The organism is Massilia sp. NBRC 108631 (assembly GCF_059704565.1).
Map to the genome: position 1 here is coordinate 15,246 of NZ_BAAKJE010000027.1, position 14,589 is coordinate 29,834.

General features: G+C 64.4%; 14 protein-coding genes. 8 read left to right on the forward strand and 6 right to left on the reverse strand.

What is annotated here, in order from left to right; translation table 11 throughout:
• Positions 1-59 precede the first annotated feature (59 nt).
• Genes AC6H42_RS02470 through AC6H42_RS02480 form a run of 3 tightly spaced genes read left to right on the forward strand, consistent with a single transcriptional unit; the run spans position 60 to position 1,832 of the window.
• Positions 60-653, forward strand: coding sequence for a cytochrome b (locus AC6H42_RS02470; RefSeq protein ID WP_373888157.1), 594 nt, complete (start codon positions 60-62; stop codon positions 651-653).
• A 31-nt stretch (positions 654-684) separates the two neighbouring features.
• Complete coding sequence (locus AC6H42_RS02475) at positions 685-1,236, forward strand: YceI family protein (RefSeq protein ID WP_057152733.1); 552 nt, start codon at positions 685-687, stop codon at positions 1,234-1,236.
• Between the two features lie 26 nt (positions 1,237-1,262).
• Positions 1,263-1,832: a YceI family protein gene (locus AC6H42_RS02480; RefSeq protein WP_057152732.1), complete on the forward strand. Its 570-nt coding sequence runs from the start codon at positions 1,263-1,265 to the stop codon at positions 1,830-1,832.
• 57 nt (positions 1,833-1,889) lie between these two features.
• On the opposite strand, the gene AC6H42_RS02485 is transcribed toward AC6H42_RS02480, so the two are convergent.
• A complete protein-coding gene (locus tag AC6H42_RS02485) occupies positions 1,890-2,408 on the reverse strand; it encodes a thioredoxin family protein (RefSeq protein WP_057152731.1) in 519 nt (172 codons plus the stop codon).
• Position 2,409: 1 nt separating this feature from the next.
• Complete coding sequence (locus AC6H42_RS02490) at positions 2,410-3,171, reverse strand: cytochrome c biogenesis CcdA family protein (RefSeq protein WP_497547341.1); 762 nt, start codon at positions 3,169-3,171, stop codon at positions 2,410-2,412.
• Positions 3,172-3,335: 164 nt separating this feature from the next.
• Here AC6H42_RS02490 and AC6H42_RS02495 point away from each other — a divergent pair, with 164 nt between their 5' ends.
• Positions 3,336-4,076, forward strand: coding sequence for a response regulator (locus AC6H42_RS02495; protein WP_496313722.1), 741 nt, complete (start codon positions 3,336-3,338; stop codon positions 4,074-4,076).
• Positions 4,073-5,476 carry an ATP-binding protein gene (locus AC6H42_RS02500; RefSeq protein ID WP_229418004.1) on the forward strand — a complete coding sequence of 468 codons (1,404 nt, stop codon included), beginning with the start codon at positions 4,073-4,075 and terminating at the stop codon, positions 5,474-5,476. The genes AC6H42_RS02495 and AC6H42_RS02500 overlap by 4 nt, the downstream gene beginning before the upstream one ends.
• A 49-nt stretch (positions 5,477-5,525) precedes the next feature.
• Here the strand turns inward: AC6H42_RS02500 and AC6H42_RS02505 are convergent, their stop codons facing one another.
• The 3 genes from AC6H42_RS02505 to AC6H42_RS02515 are packed head-to-tail and all read right to left on the reverse strand — an operon-like array spanning position 5,526 to position 8,243.
• The gene (locus tag AC6H42_RS02505) at positions 5,526-6,491 is read right to left on the reverse strand and encodes an MBL fold metallo-hydrolase (RefSeq protein ID WP_057152728.1); all 966 of its coding nucleotides are present in this window, start codon (positions 6,489-6,491) and stop codon (positions 5,526-5,528) included.
• A 19-nt stretch (positions 6,492-6,510) separates the two neighbouring features.
• Complete coding sequence (locus tag AC6H42_RS02510) at positions 6,511-7,287, reverse strand: SDR family NAD(P)-dependent oxidoreductase (protein ID WP_057152727.1); 777 nt, start codon at positions 7,285-7,287, stop codon at positions 6,511-6,513.
• Positions 7,284-8,243, reverse strand: a complete 960-nt coding sequence (locus tag AC6H42_RS02515) for an alpha/beta fold hydrolase (RefSeq protein ID WP_157200808.1) — start codon at positions 8,241-8,243, stop codon at positions 7,284-7,286. The genes AC6H42_RS02510 and AC6H42_RS02515 overlap by 4 nt, the downstream gene beginning before the upstream one ends.
• A 166-nt stretch (positions 8,244-8,409) precedes the next feature.
• Between AC6H42_RS02515 and AC6H42_RS02520 the strand changes: the two genes are divergently transcribed.
• Both AC6H42_RS02520 and AC6H42_RS02525 read left to right on the forward strand, forming a co-directional pair.
• Positions 8,410-11,523, forward strand: a complete 3,114-nt coding sequence (locus tag AC6H42_RS02520) for a sensor histidine kinase (protein WP_497547342.1) — start codon at positions 8,410-8,412, stop codon at positions 11,521-11,523.
• Positions 11,523-12,152, forward strand: a complete 630-nt coding sequence (locus tag AC6H42_RS02525; RefSeq protein WP_497547343.1) for a response regulator — start codon at positions 11,523-11,525, stop codon at positions 12,150-12,152. The genes AC6H42_RS02520 and AC6H42_RS02525 overlap by 1 nt, the downstream gene beginning before the upstream one ends.
• An 81-nt stretch (positions 12,153-12,233) precedes the next feature.
• On the opposite strand, the gene AC6H42_RS02530 is transcribed toward AC6H42_RS02525, so the two are convergent.
• Positions 12,234-13,328, reverse strand: coding sequence for an AraC family transcriptional regulator (locus AC6H42_RS02530; protein WP_082551447.1), 1,095 nt, complete (start codon positions 13,326-13,328; stop codon positions 12,234-12,236).
• Between the two features lie 307 nt (positions 13,329-13,635).
• Here AC6H42_RS02530 and AC6H42_RS02535 point away from each other — a divergent pair, with 307 nt between their 5' ends.
• The gene (locus tag AC6H42_RS02535; protein ID WP_497547344.1) at positions 13,636-14,580 is read left to right on the forward strand and encodes an HD-GYP domain-containing protein; all 945 of its coding nucleotides are present in this window, start codon (positions 13,636-13,638) and stop codon (positions 14,578-14,580) included.
• The last annotated feature ends 9 nt before the right edge of the window (positions 14,581-14,589 follow it).

The window sequence follows — 14,589 nt, forward strand, 5'->3', positions numbered from 1 at the left end:
AACGCCCCGCCGCGCGCCCTATCTAAGGCAGTCTTAAGCACGGTTTGATTTTCTTTGGTATATTAGTCCTAACACGTACTAATTTCCGAAAGGCGCCGATGCAACGCTATTCCAAAACCGCCATGCTGCTGCATTGGCTGGTCGCCATCCTCATCATCGCCGCCTTCTTCCTGGGGCTGACGATGGTCGACATCAAGGGCTTCTCGCCCACCAAGCTCAAGTACTATTCCTGGCATAAATGGCTGGGCGTGACCGTGCTGCTGCTGGCCGCCGTGCGCATCCTGTGGCGCAAGGCCACTGTGCCGCCGCCGCCGCCGGCCAGCCTGCCGCAGTGGCAGGTCAAGGCCGCCGACGCCATGCACTACGCGCTGTACTTCTTCATGTTCGCCGTGCCGCTGTCCGGCTACCTGTACACCACCGCCGCCAACGTGCCGGTGGTCTACCTCGGCCTGTGGCAAATCCCCGCGCTGTTCGAAGGCACGCCCGAGCTGAAGGAATTCTTCAAACCCATCCACTACTGGCTGAACATGGCCATGGCCGCCGCCGTGCTGGCCCATGCCGGCGCCGCGCTGAAGCACCATTTCATCGACCGCGACGATGTGCTCAAGCGCATGCTGCCCAAGCTGCCGGACCTGTCCAAGCTGCGCAACTGATTTCCACCTGCCACCTACCCCTGGAGCTTTCATGAACACCACGCACCGCGCCGTCCTCGTTTCCCTGCTGGGCCTGTCGCTGGCCGCCAGCGCCGCCGTCCTGAAAACGGACGCCGCCAAGTCCAGCGTTTCGGCCACCTTCAAGCAGATGAACGTGCCGATCGAATCCAAGTTCAAGAAGCACAACATCGTCATCGACTACAACGCGGCCGCGCCGGAAACGTCCAAGGCCACGGTGGAGATCGAGACCGCCAGCATGGACCTGGGCGACGCCGACATGAACAAGGAAGTGGCCAAGAAGGAATGGTTCAACTCGGCCCAGTTCCCGAAAGCCACCTTCACCTCCACCGCCATCAAGAGCGCCGGCCCCGGCAAGCTGACCGTCACCGGCAAGCTGACCATCAAGGGCAAGGCCGCCGATGTGAGCTTCCCGCTGACCGTGAAGGCCGACGGCAAGAACCAGGTATTCGACGGCGCACTGCCGATCAAGCGCCTGGCCTTCAACATCGGCGAAGGCGAATGGAAGGACACCGGCATGGTTGCCGATGATGTTACGATCAAGTTCCACGTAGTCGCACAGTAAAAATCCCCCCTTTGCACGGAGACGCAATGAAATTCAAGTTCCTGATCGCCGCCTTGATCGCCGCCACCGCCGGTTCGTCCATGGCTGCCGAAACCTTCAACATCGACCCGAACCACACCTTCCCTAGCTTTGAAGCCGACCACATGGGCCTGTCGGTCTGGCGCGGCAAGTTCGGCAAGACCACCGGCACCGTGCAGCTGGACCGCGCCGCCCGGAAGGGCAGCCTGGACATCGTGATCGACGCCAAGACCATCGACTTCGGCCTGGAAGCGATGAACGTCCACGCGCGCAAGGCGGACATGTTCAACGTCGAGAAATTCCCGGAAGTGACCTACAAAAGCACGTCGCTGAAATTCGACGGCGACAAGCTGGTGGCGGTCGAAGGCGACCTGACCCTGCTGGGCGTGACCAAGCCGGTGACGCTGAACGTGAGCAAATTCAAGTGCATCATGCACCCGCGCTACAAGCGTGAAGTGTGCGGCGCCGACGCCACCGGCGAATTCAAGCGCAGCGACTTCGGCATGAACTACGGCCTGCCGAACTTCTCGCCGGAAGTGAAACTGGCGATCCAGGTGGAAGCGATCAAGGCCGACTAAGCCTGCCCGCCTGTGCTCGCAGGCGCCCCCGTCGCCGTGCGCCATGTGCACGGCGGTCTATTTCTGCGCCAGCAGCGCCTTGATGGCCGCTTCGGTCTGGCCATACTGGCCCTCGCCGAAATGGGTGTACACCACCTTGCCGCTGCGGTCGATCAGGTACAGCGCCGGCCAGTACTGGTTGCGGTACGCGCTCCAGGTGGCATAGCGGTTGTCCTGCGCCACCGGGTAGCGGATGTCGAAGCGCTTGAGAGCGGTCTGCACGTTGCTGGTGCTGCGCTCGAAGGGGAATTCCGGCGTGTGCACGCCGATCACCACCAGCCCCTGGTCCTTGTACTTCTCGTGCCAGGACTTCACGTGCGGCAGCACGTTGATGCAGTTGATGCAGGTGTAGGTCCAGAAGTCCACCAGCACCACCTTGCCGCGCAGTTGCTGCACCGTGAGCGGCTCGCTGTTGAGCCATTTTTCGATGCCGGTGAATTCGGCGGCCGGCGTGGGGTTCTTCAGCGGGCCGGCCACGGCGCCGCCGCTGGCGATGGCGCAGGCGGCGGCAAGCGCCAGGGTGCGTGGGATGTTCATGTCACAGTCCTTTCAGGGTAGGGAAAACGGCAGCCACTTGGGCGTAAATCAGGATGTCGTATTGCAGGTAGATGGCAGCTGCGGTGGCAATCACCAGCACGCCGAACACTTGCTGCAGCCGGGCGGCGTGGCGCGCCACGATGCGCACCTTGGCGGTGGCGTACTGGCCGCCGTAGATGATGCCGAGCATGGGGATGGCGGCGCCGATGGCGTACAGCGTGATCAGCAGCGCGGACCAGGCCAGGTCCTGCGAGCGCACCACCAGCGCCAGGATGGAGGCCAGCACCGGACCGGCGCACGGCGTCCATACCGCGCCCAGCGACATGCCCAGCACGAAACCACCGAAATGGCCGTCGCCCGCGCCGCCCGCCCCCACCGCCGCGCCCATGCCGGGCAGCGCCTGCTGCAGGCGCGCCACCAGCCAGTCATAGGGGCCAGGCCACAGGCGCAGCAGGCCGGAAATGGCCAGCATGGCGATGGCGGCGTTGCGCAGCGCCTCCTGCGCCTGGTGCACCGCCGAGGACACCGCGCCCAGCAGCATGGCGAAGGAGGCGAAGGTGAGAATGAAGCCGGCGACGATGAACAGCGGCCGGGTGTTCCTGCCAGCCTTGCCGGCAACGCCGTCAACGCCGGCTACCGCCTCCGCGCCGGGGCGCGCCGCCGCGCTGCCCAGCAGGATGGGCATCACCGGCAGCACGCAGGGGGAAGCGATGGTAAACACGCCTGCCAGCAGGGCCAGCGGCGTTTCGAGCAGGTTGTACATGGCGCCGCTCCCTTTCTCGGATTGGTTTGGATAAGCTCCATTGGACCGCCCGCAGGTATCCTGCATGTGTCCGCCGCGCGGCGCCGTTGCAATGTAGTGTGTACCGCGCCGCAGCGGATACAGAGGGATACAAAGACCGAATTGGGCTGGGGTATCATGGCTGCATGGAAAACACCGACCACATCCTCATCGTCGACGACGACCGCGGCATCCGCGAACTGCTGGCTGCCTACCTTGAAAAGAACGGCATGCGCGTGTCGCTGGCCGCCAATGGGCGCCAGATGCGCGCCGTGCTGGAACAGGGCGAACCGGACCTGATCGTGCTGGACCTGATGCTGCCCGGCGAGGACGGCCTGCTGCTGTGCCGCGAACTGCGGGCCGGCAAGCACCGCACCGTGCCGGTGCTGATGCTGACCGCGCTCAGCGAGGAGGCCGACCGCATCGTCGGCCTGGAGATGGGCGCCGACGACTACCTGTCCAAGCCCTTCGCCTCGCGCGAACTGCTGGCGCGCATCCGCGCCGTGCTGCGCCGCGCGCGCATGCTGCCCAAGAACATGCAGGTGACCGAGGCCGCCCATGTGCTCGGCTTCGGCGACTGGAAGCTGGACACGGTGGCGCGCCACCTGCTCGACGCGGACGGCACCATGGTGGCGCTGAGCGGCGCCGAATACCGCCTGCTGCGGGTGTTCCTCGACCATCCGCAGCGGGTGCTGACGCGCGACCAGCTGCTGAACCTGACCCAGGGCCGCCAGGCCGACGCCTTCGACCGCTCCATCGACCTGCTGGTGAGCCGCTTGCGCCAGACCTTGAAGGACGAGCCGCGCGAGCCGCGCTACATCAAGACGCTGCGCAGCGAGGGCTACGTGTTCTCGTCCGCCGTGACCGTGCTGGAGGGGCGCGAATGAAGGCCGGCGCCAGCGCGGGCATGGATGCCGCCGCCGGGGCGGCACGCGGGTCCGACGGCGGCCCCGACGGCAAGCCCGACGGCGGCCCCAATCGCGGGCCCGCGCTGCGCTGGCCGCGCTCCCTATTCGCCCGGCTGGCGTTGATCCTGTTCGTCGGCCTGGCGGCCGGCAACGCCGCCTCCTTCTGGCTCACCATGACCGAGCGCAACCAGGCCACCATGAACGTCATGGTCGGCTACATCGAGCGCGAGGTGGCCAGCTCGGTCGCCCTGCTGGACCGCCTGCCCGCCGCCGAACGCCCGGCCTGGCTGCCGCGCCTGGCGCGCCGCAGCTACCACTTCATGCTGGAACCGGGCGTGGACGGCGGGGCGCCCGACGCCACCCTGTCGGCCCGCGTAGCCGCCTCGATCGCGGACGGCATCGGCACCACCTACGAGCTGACCGCCAACGCCGTGCCCGGCGACCGCGAGCGCCTGCAGGTGCACCTGCGCCTGAGCGACGGTTCGCCGCTGACCATCGACATCACGCCCATGCCCGGCATCCCGCTTTCGCGCTGGCTGCCGCTGGTGATGGTGCTGCAGCTGGCGGTGCTGATCGCCTGCTGCTGGTTCGCCGTGCGCCTGGCCACCCGTCCGCTGCACCAGCTGGCGCAGGCCGCCGACACCCTGGGGCCGGACCTGAAGGCTGAACGCCTGCCGGAAGACGGCCCATCCGAAGTGGCGCGCGCGGCGCGCGCCTTCAACGCCATGCAGGACCGCATCGCCGGCTACATGACCGAGCGCCTGCAGATCCTGGCCGCCATCTCGCACGACCTGCAAACGCCGATCACGCGCATGCGGCTGCGGGTCGATATGATGGACGACGCGCCCCAGCACGCCAAGCTGCAGCAGGACCTGCAGGAGATGGAAACCCTGGTCAAGGAAGGCGTGGCCTATGCGCGCACCCTGCACGGCACCAGCGAGGAGCCGCGCCGCATCGATCCCGACGCCCTGCTCGACAGCATGCTGGCCGACTACCGCGACGCGGGCCACGACGTCACCCTGCACGGCAAGGCCGGCGGCGCGCTGGTAGCGCGGCCGCAGGCGCTGCGCCGCGTGCTGGGCAACCTGGTGGACAACGCGCTCAAGTTCGGCGGCGCGGCGGAAATCGCGGTGCAGCCGCAAGCGGGCCTGCTGACGATCTCGGTGCTGGATCGTGGCCCCGGCATTCCGGCCGAGTCTCTGGAGGCCGTGTTCGAGCCGTTCGTGCGGCTGGAAACATCGCGCAACCGGGGCACCGGCGGCACCGGCCTCGGCCTGGCGATCGCGCGCCAGCTGGCGCAGGCGATGGACGCTACGCTGAGCCTGCACCAGCGCCCCGGCGGCGGCCTGGAAGCGCGCCTGGCACTGCGCCACGGCTGAGCGACGCAAGCGGCTGGGCGCCGCACGCCCGCCGCGCAGCGTGCCTCGCTTACTTCCCGCTTAAATCCTGATAGGCGGCAGGGACGTTCAAGGCCGGATGGACCCAATCGAACAGCGCGTAACCGGAAAACTCCGGCATGGCGACCTGCTTTACCGTCTCATCCAGGCCCAGCCCTTTGTCCACCGCGGCTTGTACCTGGCTGCGGACGCTATCGAGGTAGTCGATATGCCACTTGATGTCTTCTTTGCCCATCGGCACACCGTGCCCCGGAACGACACGGGCGTCGGCCGGCAGGAAGGCATACACCCGGCGCAGCGTGTCCAGCGTCGCGACCAGGTGGCCATCGAGCAGCCAGGGCAGCGCGGGCTTGTGGGCGATCACCGGGTTGCCCGTCCATAGGACTTTTGCCTGCGGCTCCCATACCCACAAATCGCCGCCGGTCTGTGCAAAGCCGAAGTCGATGATGTCGACTGTTTTGCCGCCCAAGTCCAGCGTCAGTCTGCCGCCCGGCACAACCAGCAGATCAGCCGCGCGCGCCTGGATTTGCTCAATGCCGCGCCCGGTTCCGAAATGCTTGATCATGAACGCCTTGTCGTCGTCCAGGTGCCCGGACAGATAACTGCGCGTCTGCGCATGCTGGATGATGATGGTCTGCGCCGGCAAATACATGTTGCCGTAAGTATGGTCGCCGTGCGAGCTGGTGTTGACGGCGTACAGGATGGGCTTGTGCCCGAGCCGCCGGCTCAAGGCTTGTACCTGGCTGTTCAAGCGCTTGTTCAGCATGGTGTCGACCAGCAGCGCGCCCTTGGCGCCCACCACCAGGCCGCCGCTGGTGGCCGCAGCGCCGCCTTTGGCGTTGAGCTCCTTCGCATTGCTGGCGTAGTAGGCATACACGCCGTCCGCCAGCTTCTCGCTCACCATGTCGACCTGGTTACCGTCCCAGATAGGCTCGGCGCCGCGCGCGTGCGCGGCAAGCAAGGACCCGGCTAGCGCGATAAGGTGAAGAATGTTCATGTCGCTGTCCTCCCAGGCTTCAGGCGATGGAGCGGACCACGCCGCCGTCCGCCTTCAGTGACGTGCCGTTGATCGCGGCCGCCAGGGGACTGCAGACGAACGTGACGACCGCCGCGATTTCGTCCGGGGTGATAAAGCGCTGCAGTATCGATGATGGCCGCACGGTCTGGAAGAATGCTTTCTCGAACGCGTCCCTGCCCTGGCCGCCCTCCCTGGCCATCTGGTCGACAAAGGCGCTCACACCTTCCGAGCTGGTGGGACCGGGCAAGACCGCGTTCACTGTCACGGCGCTGCCTGCGGTCGTTTCCGCCAAGCCGCGCGAGACGGCAAGCTGCGCTGTCTTGCTCATGCCGTAGTGGATCATCTCGGTCGGGATCTGCAGGCCCGATTCGCTGGAAATGAAGACGATGCGGCCCCAGTCCTGCGCCAGCATGGGCGCGAGATAGTGACGGCACAGCCGTATGCCGCTCACCACGTTGACGTCGAAAAAACGATGCCAGTCGGCGTCCGATATGTCACCGAACGGCTTGGCCTCGAAAATGCCCAGGTTATTCACCAGGATATCGACTTGCGGAAAGCGCTCGGTGCATAGCCGGAAACCTTCTTCGCTTGCCAGGTCCGCCGCCAGGCCATGCGCGGCGCCGCTGGCGGCCATCGCCTTGCTGACGCGCTCTTCGGTGCGGCCGTTCACGATCACGTCCGCGCCCTCGCTTGCCAGCCGTGTGGCGATGGCCAGGCCGATCCCGGCGGTGGAGCCGGTGACCAGCGCGGTTTTTCCTGCCAGGTCGAGATTCATGGCTGTCCGCCTTTCATGGAAGGGGCGCCGAGGAATGTGCGGATCACCGCCACGGCCTCGGCCGGTTTCTCTTCCATCAGCCAGTGGCCCGATCCCTGGATGACGGACTCTTGCACATTGGCCGCCACTTCCCGCATGATCTGCGCCTGCATGGCGCCAAAGGACTTTTCCCCGCCCATGGCCAGCACCGGCATGGTCAGCTTGCTCTTGGCAAAGGCCTGGTTGTCCTGGGCGTCCTGGCTGAATGCGGCGAACTGGGCGAAGCCGGCCCGCATGCCGCCCGGACGGGAGTAGGTCTTGGCGAAGAAGTCCTTGGTGGCCGCATTGGGTTGATCCGGGCTGGCGGAAAAGGCGTTCCAGATGCGGTTCAGATAGATCCGTTCGCGGCCCGCCACGAGGCGCTCCGCATCCGGTCCGTTGAAATTGAAATGCCAGACGCCAGGGTGCTGCAGGATCTGGTTCCAGGGGCCGATGCCGGGAATCGGCGCATCCATGACGGCCAGGCGTTCCACCTTGTCGGGATACGTCGCCGTATACGCATAGGCGACCATATTGCCGATATCGTGTGCCACCACCGCTGTCTTGTCATGTCCCAGGGCCTCGACCACAGCGCGGATGTCGCCGGCCTGCGTTTTCTTGTCATAGCCGCCGGCCGGAATCGACGACCGTCCAATGCCGCGCAAATCGGGGACGATCACGGTATGGTCCTTCATCAGGTCGGCCGCCAGCGGGCCCCAGGAATCGCTGTTCTCCGCATAGCCGTGGATGAGCACCACGGCAGGGCCGGACCCGCCCGACCGGACAAAAATCGCCGTGCCGTCGGGCGCCTTGACAGTCCGTGCTTTAAAGCTCGACGGCAGCGAAGGGATCTTCTGCCCGGCCGCCATGGCGGCGTTGAAGAAATACGGACCGCTCAGAGTCAGCATCATGAAAACCGCTGTCACACACCGTTTCATCATCAGCTCCTTTGTTTGCGTAACGTGAAAACCGGAACCGATCATGTCACTGGCGCCTGTTGGCGACTATCCCGTGAAAGGGTTATTTTTCCGCCACCCACATGTCACAAATTCAATGTTAGACTGAAAAAATTCAGTGGACTGCCTCTCAGAAGAAGACGGAAACATGGTGCTAACTTCGCGCTGGGGCGGATGCTGGGTGCTGCTCGGAATGCTGCTGTTGTCCTTGCTGCCCGCCCGCACCGCCCGCGCCCTCGATCCAGACCGCTCAGTCTCGCAATATGCCCATACGACATGGCGCATGGCCGACGGCGAACTGCCTGGCATTCCCCATGCAATCGCGCAGACGACCGACGGCTACCTTTGGGTAGGGACAGGGGGAGGCCTGGTCCGCTTCGACGGCGCGCGCTTTGTGCCCTGGGTGGCGCCGGCAGGAGACGCCCTCTGCGAATGCGCCATCCTGAGTCTGCTGGCGGCACGGGACGGCAGCTTATGGGTCGGCACGCCCCGCTGGCTATACCGCGTCAAGAACGGCAGCGCGAAGAAGTACCCGCTCCGCGCACAGATCAACCAGATCGTCGAAGACCGCGCCGGCAACATCTGGATCGCCAAGTCCAGGCTGATCGCCCCGGACGACGCGCCGCTCTGCCGCATCACGGAAGCCGCCATCAGCTGCTTCGGCGCCAAAGAAGGTCTCCCATTCAAAACGGACGGCCTGGCAGCGCTCGCCGAGGACGGCTCAGGAGGAATGTGGCTGGGTACGGTTCATGGCGTGTACCACTGGACGCCACAACAGATCACCCCGCATTTGCCGCCGCCCCTCGCCTCCGCGTCGGGCGCGACCGGTGTACTGGCACTGCTGCGCCAGGCCGACGGCAGCGTGCTGGTCGGCGTGGGACAAAGCGGCGAAGGGCTCGGGCTGCAACGATTGCAGGATGGTGCATGGCGCGGCTTCCGGGCCCACGATGCCAACGGGACAGCCTGGGCTGTCAGTGCCCTGCATGCCGACCGCTCAGGCGGCCTCTGGGTGGCGACGGTCCGCGACGGCATCTACCACGTGCAGCGTAACGCGGTGGATCGTTTCAGCCGGCATGATGGACTGGCCAGCGAGTCCCCGGATGCGTTGTTTGAAGACCGCGAAGGGAATATCTGGGTCGCATCATCGCAAGGCATCGACCGCTTCCGCGATTTGCCTATCGTTTCATTGACCGCCCAGCAGGGACTGAGCGGCGACCATGTGGCCAGCGTGGCCGCCACGCGCGACGGTGGGCTCTGGGTCGGCAATGGCAACGCGCTGGATTTCCTGAAGGACGACAAACGCCTCCACTCGCTCACTGGGGACGATCTGCTGGGCAAGCAGATCACGGCGATGTTGATCGACCACCGGGACAGGCTGTGGTATGGCGTCGATGTGAATCTGGTGGTGAGAGAGGAAGGCCGCTCCCGGATGGTGACCAAACCCGACGGCGGCGCGCTCGGCGTCGTCATCGGCATCGTGCAGGACGGAGAGCAGAACATTTGGGCCGTGACGACCGGCAGTCCGCAAACACTCCATAAAATCCGCGGCGCGCAAGTGCTCGAATCCATTCCGGTCCCGAAGTCCGCGACGGGCCGGGCGATCGAGGCCGACGTCCGCGAGGGCGTTTGGATCGGCGGAGCGCGCGGCGACCTGCAGCGCTACACGGGCGGAAAAATGACGGTGGTGGCCAGCGCGGGGGATGGCAATGGTATCGGCGGAATGTGGATGGAGCGCGACGGCTCATTATGGGGGGCAACGTCTCGTGGCATTGCGCGCTGGAAGGACAACGTGCTACGGATCATGGACAGCCGCAACGGACTGCCCTGCAACCGTACCGAATCGTTGATTAAAGACGATGCCGGCACCCTGTGGGTCTACGCAAGCTGCGGGGTGATCGCCATTCCCGCCTCGGAATTGAACACCTGGTGGAGCAGTCCGAATGCCGTGGTGAAGTTCCGGCTTTTCGGCTTGCTGGACGGTTACGTCGCAGGTTCGTCGCCCTTCTCTCCCGAGGTCGCGAAATCGACTGATGGCCGGCTGTGGTTTGCCAATGACAGGACCTTGCAAGTCATCGATCCGCGCCGCTTGCCGGCTAACCGCGTCCCGCCGCCGGTACATATCGAAGCAATCATCGCCGACCGCAAGCGCTACGCGCTCGCGGACGGCCTGCGCTTGCCCGCGCTGACGAAAGACATCCAGATCGACTACGTAGCGCTGAGCTATGCACTGCCCCAGAAGGTCAAATTCCGTTACAAGCTTGACGGGCATGACGCCACCTGGCAGGAACCGGGCAACCGGCGCCAGGCGTTCTACAACGATCTGCGGCCAGGGAGCTACCGCTTCAACGTGATCGCCTGCAACAATGACGGCGTCTGGAACGACACCGGCGCAGCGATTCAGTTCACGGTTACCCCGGCGTATTATCAGACCACGTGGTTCCGCGCCCTGGCCGCTGCCTTGACCGTCATGATCTTCTATCTGGCATACCGTATCAGGGTGCGGCAAATTGCTGCCGCCCTCACCGCGCGGTTTGATGAGCGGACCGCCGAGCGCACCCGGCTTGCGGCAGAGCTGCATGACACCATACTGCAATCGATACAGGCCACCAAGCTGATAGCCGATCACGCGCGCCACGATGCGGAATCCAAAAAACCCGGGGAACTCAACGACGCTATCGTCAGCATCTCCAACTGGCTCGCGAAGGCGACCGTGGAGGCGCGCGCGGCACTGAACGACCTGCGTTCGTCCACGGTGGAAAAGAACGACCTCGCCCAGGCATTCCAGTGCGCCGCCGAATCGCTCGGCGTCCCGGCGTCGATGCGATTTACAGTGTCTGTTGAAGGCAGGGCGCGCGACCTGCATCCCATCGTGCGCGAGGAAGTGTATCGCATCGGGAACGAAGCCATCCTCAATGGCCTCAGGCATTCAGGCGGCGATAAGCTGAACGTCGTGCTGGTTTACGCGCACAGGCTGATCGTGCGCATCACCGACAATGGAACAGGGATCGCACCCGATATCGCCAGGAGCGGCAGGCCCGGGCACTTCGGCTTGCAGGGCATGCAGGAGCGGGCTTGCCGCATCCATGCAAAGTTGACCATAGGGAGCGGGCCGACTGGCGGTACCGTGGTGGAACTGGCCGTTCCAGGAAAGATGGTGTACGCAGAACACCACTACGGCATGCTGAAACGGCTTTCTAAGAAGGTCGCACACTGCTTCCCGCGCAGACAGGCTGCCACCGACGACGCCAAAGGACCGATGTGATGAGCGAACCCGCCAAAATCAGCTTGCTCGTCGTCGATGACCATCCGCTGATGCGCGAAGGCGTGTCGAAGGTGATCAACGATCAGCCCGACATGCATGTCGTGGCGCAAGCGGCCAAAGGCGGCGAAGCGTTGGCACTGTACCGCCAGCACAGGCCGGCCATTACGCTGCTCGATCTGCGTCTGCCCGATATCGGCGGTATCGAAGTCCTGGCGGCAATCCGCGCCGAGGATCCGCAAGCGAACGTCATCATCTTCACCACCGCCGAAGGGGACGTGGACATTCAGCGCTGCCTGCGCGGCGGGGCGCGCGGCTATGTCCTTAAAAGTACATTGCCGCACGAGCTGACGGCGATCATCCGCCAGGCCCATCAAGGCAGGCGGTGCATTCCGGCGGACGTGGCAGCGCAGCTTGCCCACTACACCGGCGAGTCCGGCCTGACGGCGCGGGAGATCGAGGTGCTGTGCAAGGTCGCCTGCGGCCACCGCAACAAGGACATCGCCGGTCAGCTGTTCATTTCAGAAGAAACGGTGAAGGCGCATATGAAGCACATCCTGGACAAGCTGGGCGCCAGCGGCCGCTCGGAAGCCGTGGCGATCGCGGTACGGCGCGGCATCATGCAGCTCTGATCATCGAGCTGGCCTTCACCGGATACGCCCCGGCGGCGGCGGAAGCGCGCCTGGCGCTTTGCCAAGGCCGAGGAACCGGCCCTAGGGGCCGGCAAGGTCGCCCGCCGGCCGGAAATGGCTGGGCGGCGCACCCGCCCACGAGACGAAGGCGCGCCTGAAATTGGTCGCGTCGCTATAACCCAGGCGCGCCGCGATTTCATTATTATTCAGGTCGCTGGTTCTTAAATAACTGAGCGCCAGCTGCATGCGGTGGCGCGACAGGATTTCACTATACGTGGTGCCTTCCGCCTCCAGCCGGCGGCGCAAGGTGCGGGCGTTCACCGCCAATTCCTGCGCTATTTCGTCTATGTTGGGAAATACTCCCGAGCAGCCCAGCAATATCATCAGCACGGCGCCCGCCGCAGTGGCGTTGCGCGTCATCTTCTGCAAGGACTGCTCGCACAATTCCAGCATCATCGCGTGCGTGATGGCGTCCGCTTCCGGCCGCTCCTTTATGGTCTGCATTTCGCTGAAAACGATTTCATTTCTTTCCTGCTCAAATAATATCTCGCAGTTGAATATCGCCATATATTCTGCCGCATGCGGCGGCGCGGCGAATCGCAGCCTGATGCTTTTAAATTCAAAGCCGTCGCCATATAAATCCCGCACCATCGATTTAAAACACGACATTTTCAATTCGACGACGAAACGGTATAAGGGATCGGTGGGGGCGCAGGCCAGCTTGGGCTCGATTTGCCAAACGGCCCAGCAATCCTTGCCTGCATAACGCAGGCTCGTCAGCGGGTCGATCAGGCAATCGTATTTCAATATGGCTTGCAGCAGCGCCCTGCGGTTCGGACTGCTCAGCAGGGCAAACCCGAAAATTCCGCAGGCCGAGGCATTGAAGCAAGTGCCCACTTGCAGCGCGGCGTCCGGCGCATAGCGGATGGCGTTGCGGATCACCGCCACCATCTGCAGCACGGAAAAGCGCGTCGCAGCGACACGCATCTCGTCCTCCCCGATGCCGCTGCCGGCCAGCGCCTGCTGCGCAGCCACGCCGCGCGCAGCCAGGTGGTTCAGCAGGAACACCACCAGGTGAGCGGGATAGAAGCGCACGCCGTGGCTGTAGGGCGCGGGCGCGGCGGGGGACGGGCTGGAATCCTGAAGCAATTGACTGACCTTGACTGACTGATTCATCTCTCTTTTAACCTGTCCTGAACTGACCTGAAGAATGTCCGGTATCGACCTATGAACATTTCCCAAAAGGAAGTATATTGGTCATTTTGCAATTCAGCGCCAACTGATTCAGATAAAAATTATAGCACCCGATCTTTAAGAGTTCACAAATTGAAAATATATTTTACAAGTGGCATTCAATAATCAGGCAGCCATCATTCTGCTCTTCAGCAATAGATCAATTCGATGATTTTTATCAGAGCCTGTCTTTGGGGTTTGCTTGTGATCGCCTTGATACTGATCTGATGCAATTGAAAGACCTCCGGATATGTTCAAGAAAATCACGCGCGAGCAAGCCCGCGTCGGCATGTATGTGCAGGCATTGTGCGGCAGCTGGTATAGCCATCCCTTCTGGCAACGCTCCTTCCTGATCCGCGACAGCGACATGCTGGCCAGGCTGCAGGCCAGCGCGGTGGAGGAAATGTGGATCGACCCCGCCAAAGGCGTCGCCGCAAGCGGCAACGAGCTGGCGCGCGCCGCCGAACTGGTGGACCGCGCGCGCGCGGCCGTCTGCGCGCTGTTCAGCCAGGCGCGCGCGGGCGACGCCGCCGCGCTGCCGGGCGCGCTGGCGTCCACCCTGCCGCTGGTGGACGACATCATCGGCTCCCTCTCGCACCATCCCGGCGCCATGCTGAGCCTGATCCGGCTGCGCACCAGCGACGACTACACCTACACCCATTCGGTCGCCGTCTGCACGCTGATGGTAGCGCTAGCCCAGCATATGGGCATGGCCCCCGGCGCGGTGCGCGAATGCGGCCTGGCCGGCCTGCTGCACGACATCGGCAAGGCCACGGTGCCGCCGGAGATCCTGAACAAGCCCGACCGGCTCAGCCCGGCCGAGTTCGAAGCGGTCAAGCTGCACCCGGTGACCGGGCACGCGCTGCTGAACGCGGCAGGCGGCCTGCCGGCGGTGGTGGCGGACGTCTGCCTGCACCACCACGAACGCTACGACGGCATGGGCTACCCGTCGCGCCTGGCCGGCGCCGACATCAGCCTGCAGGCCCGCATGGGCGCGGTCTGCGACGTGTACGACGCCATCACCTCGCAGCGTCCCTACAAGGCGCCCTGGAGCCCGCCGGACGCGCTGCGGCGCATGGCGGTCTGGACCCGCGAAGGCCATTTCGATCCCGCCGTCTTCGCCGCCTTCGTGCGCTGCATCGGCATCACCCCCGCCGCAAATTTCACTTGCGTAACCGAAGTGAATTTACTATAGTCGTTGTAA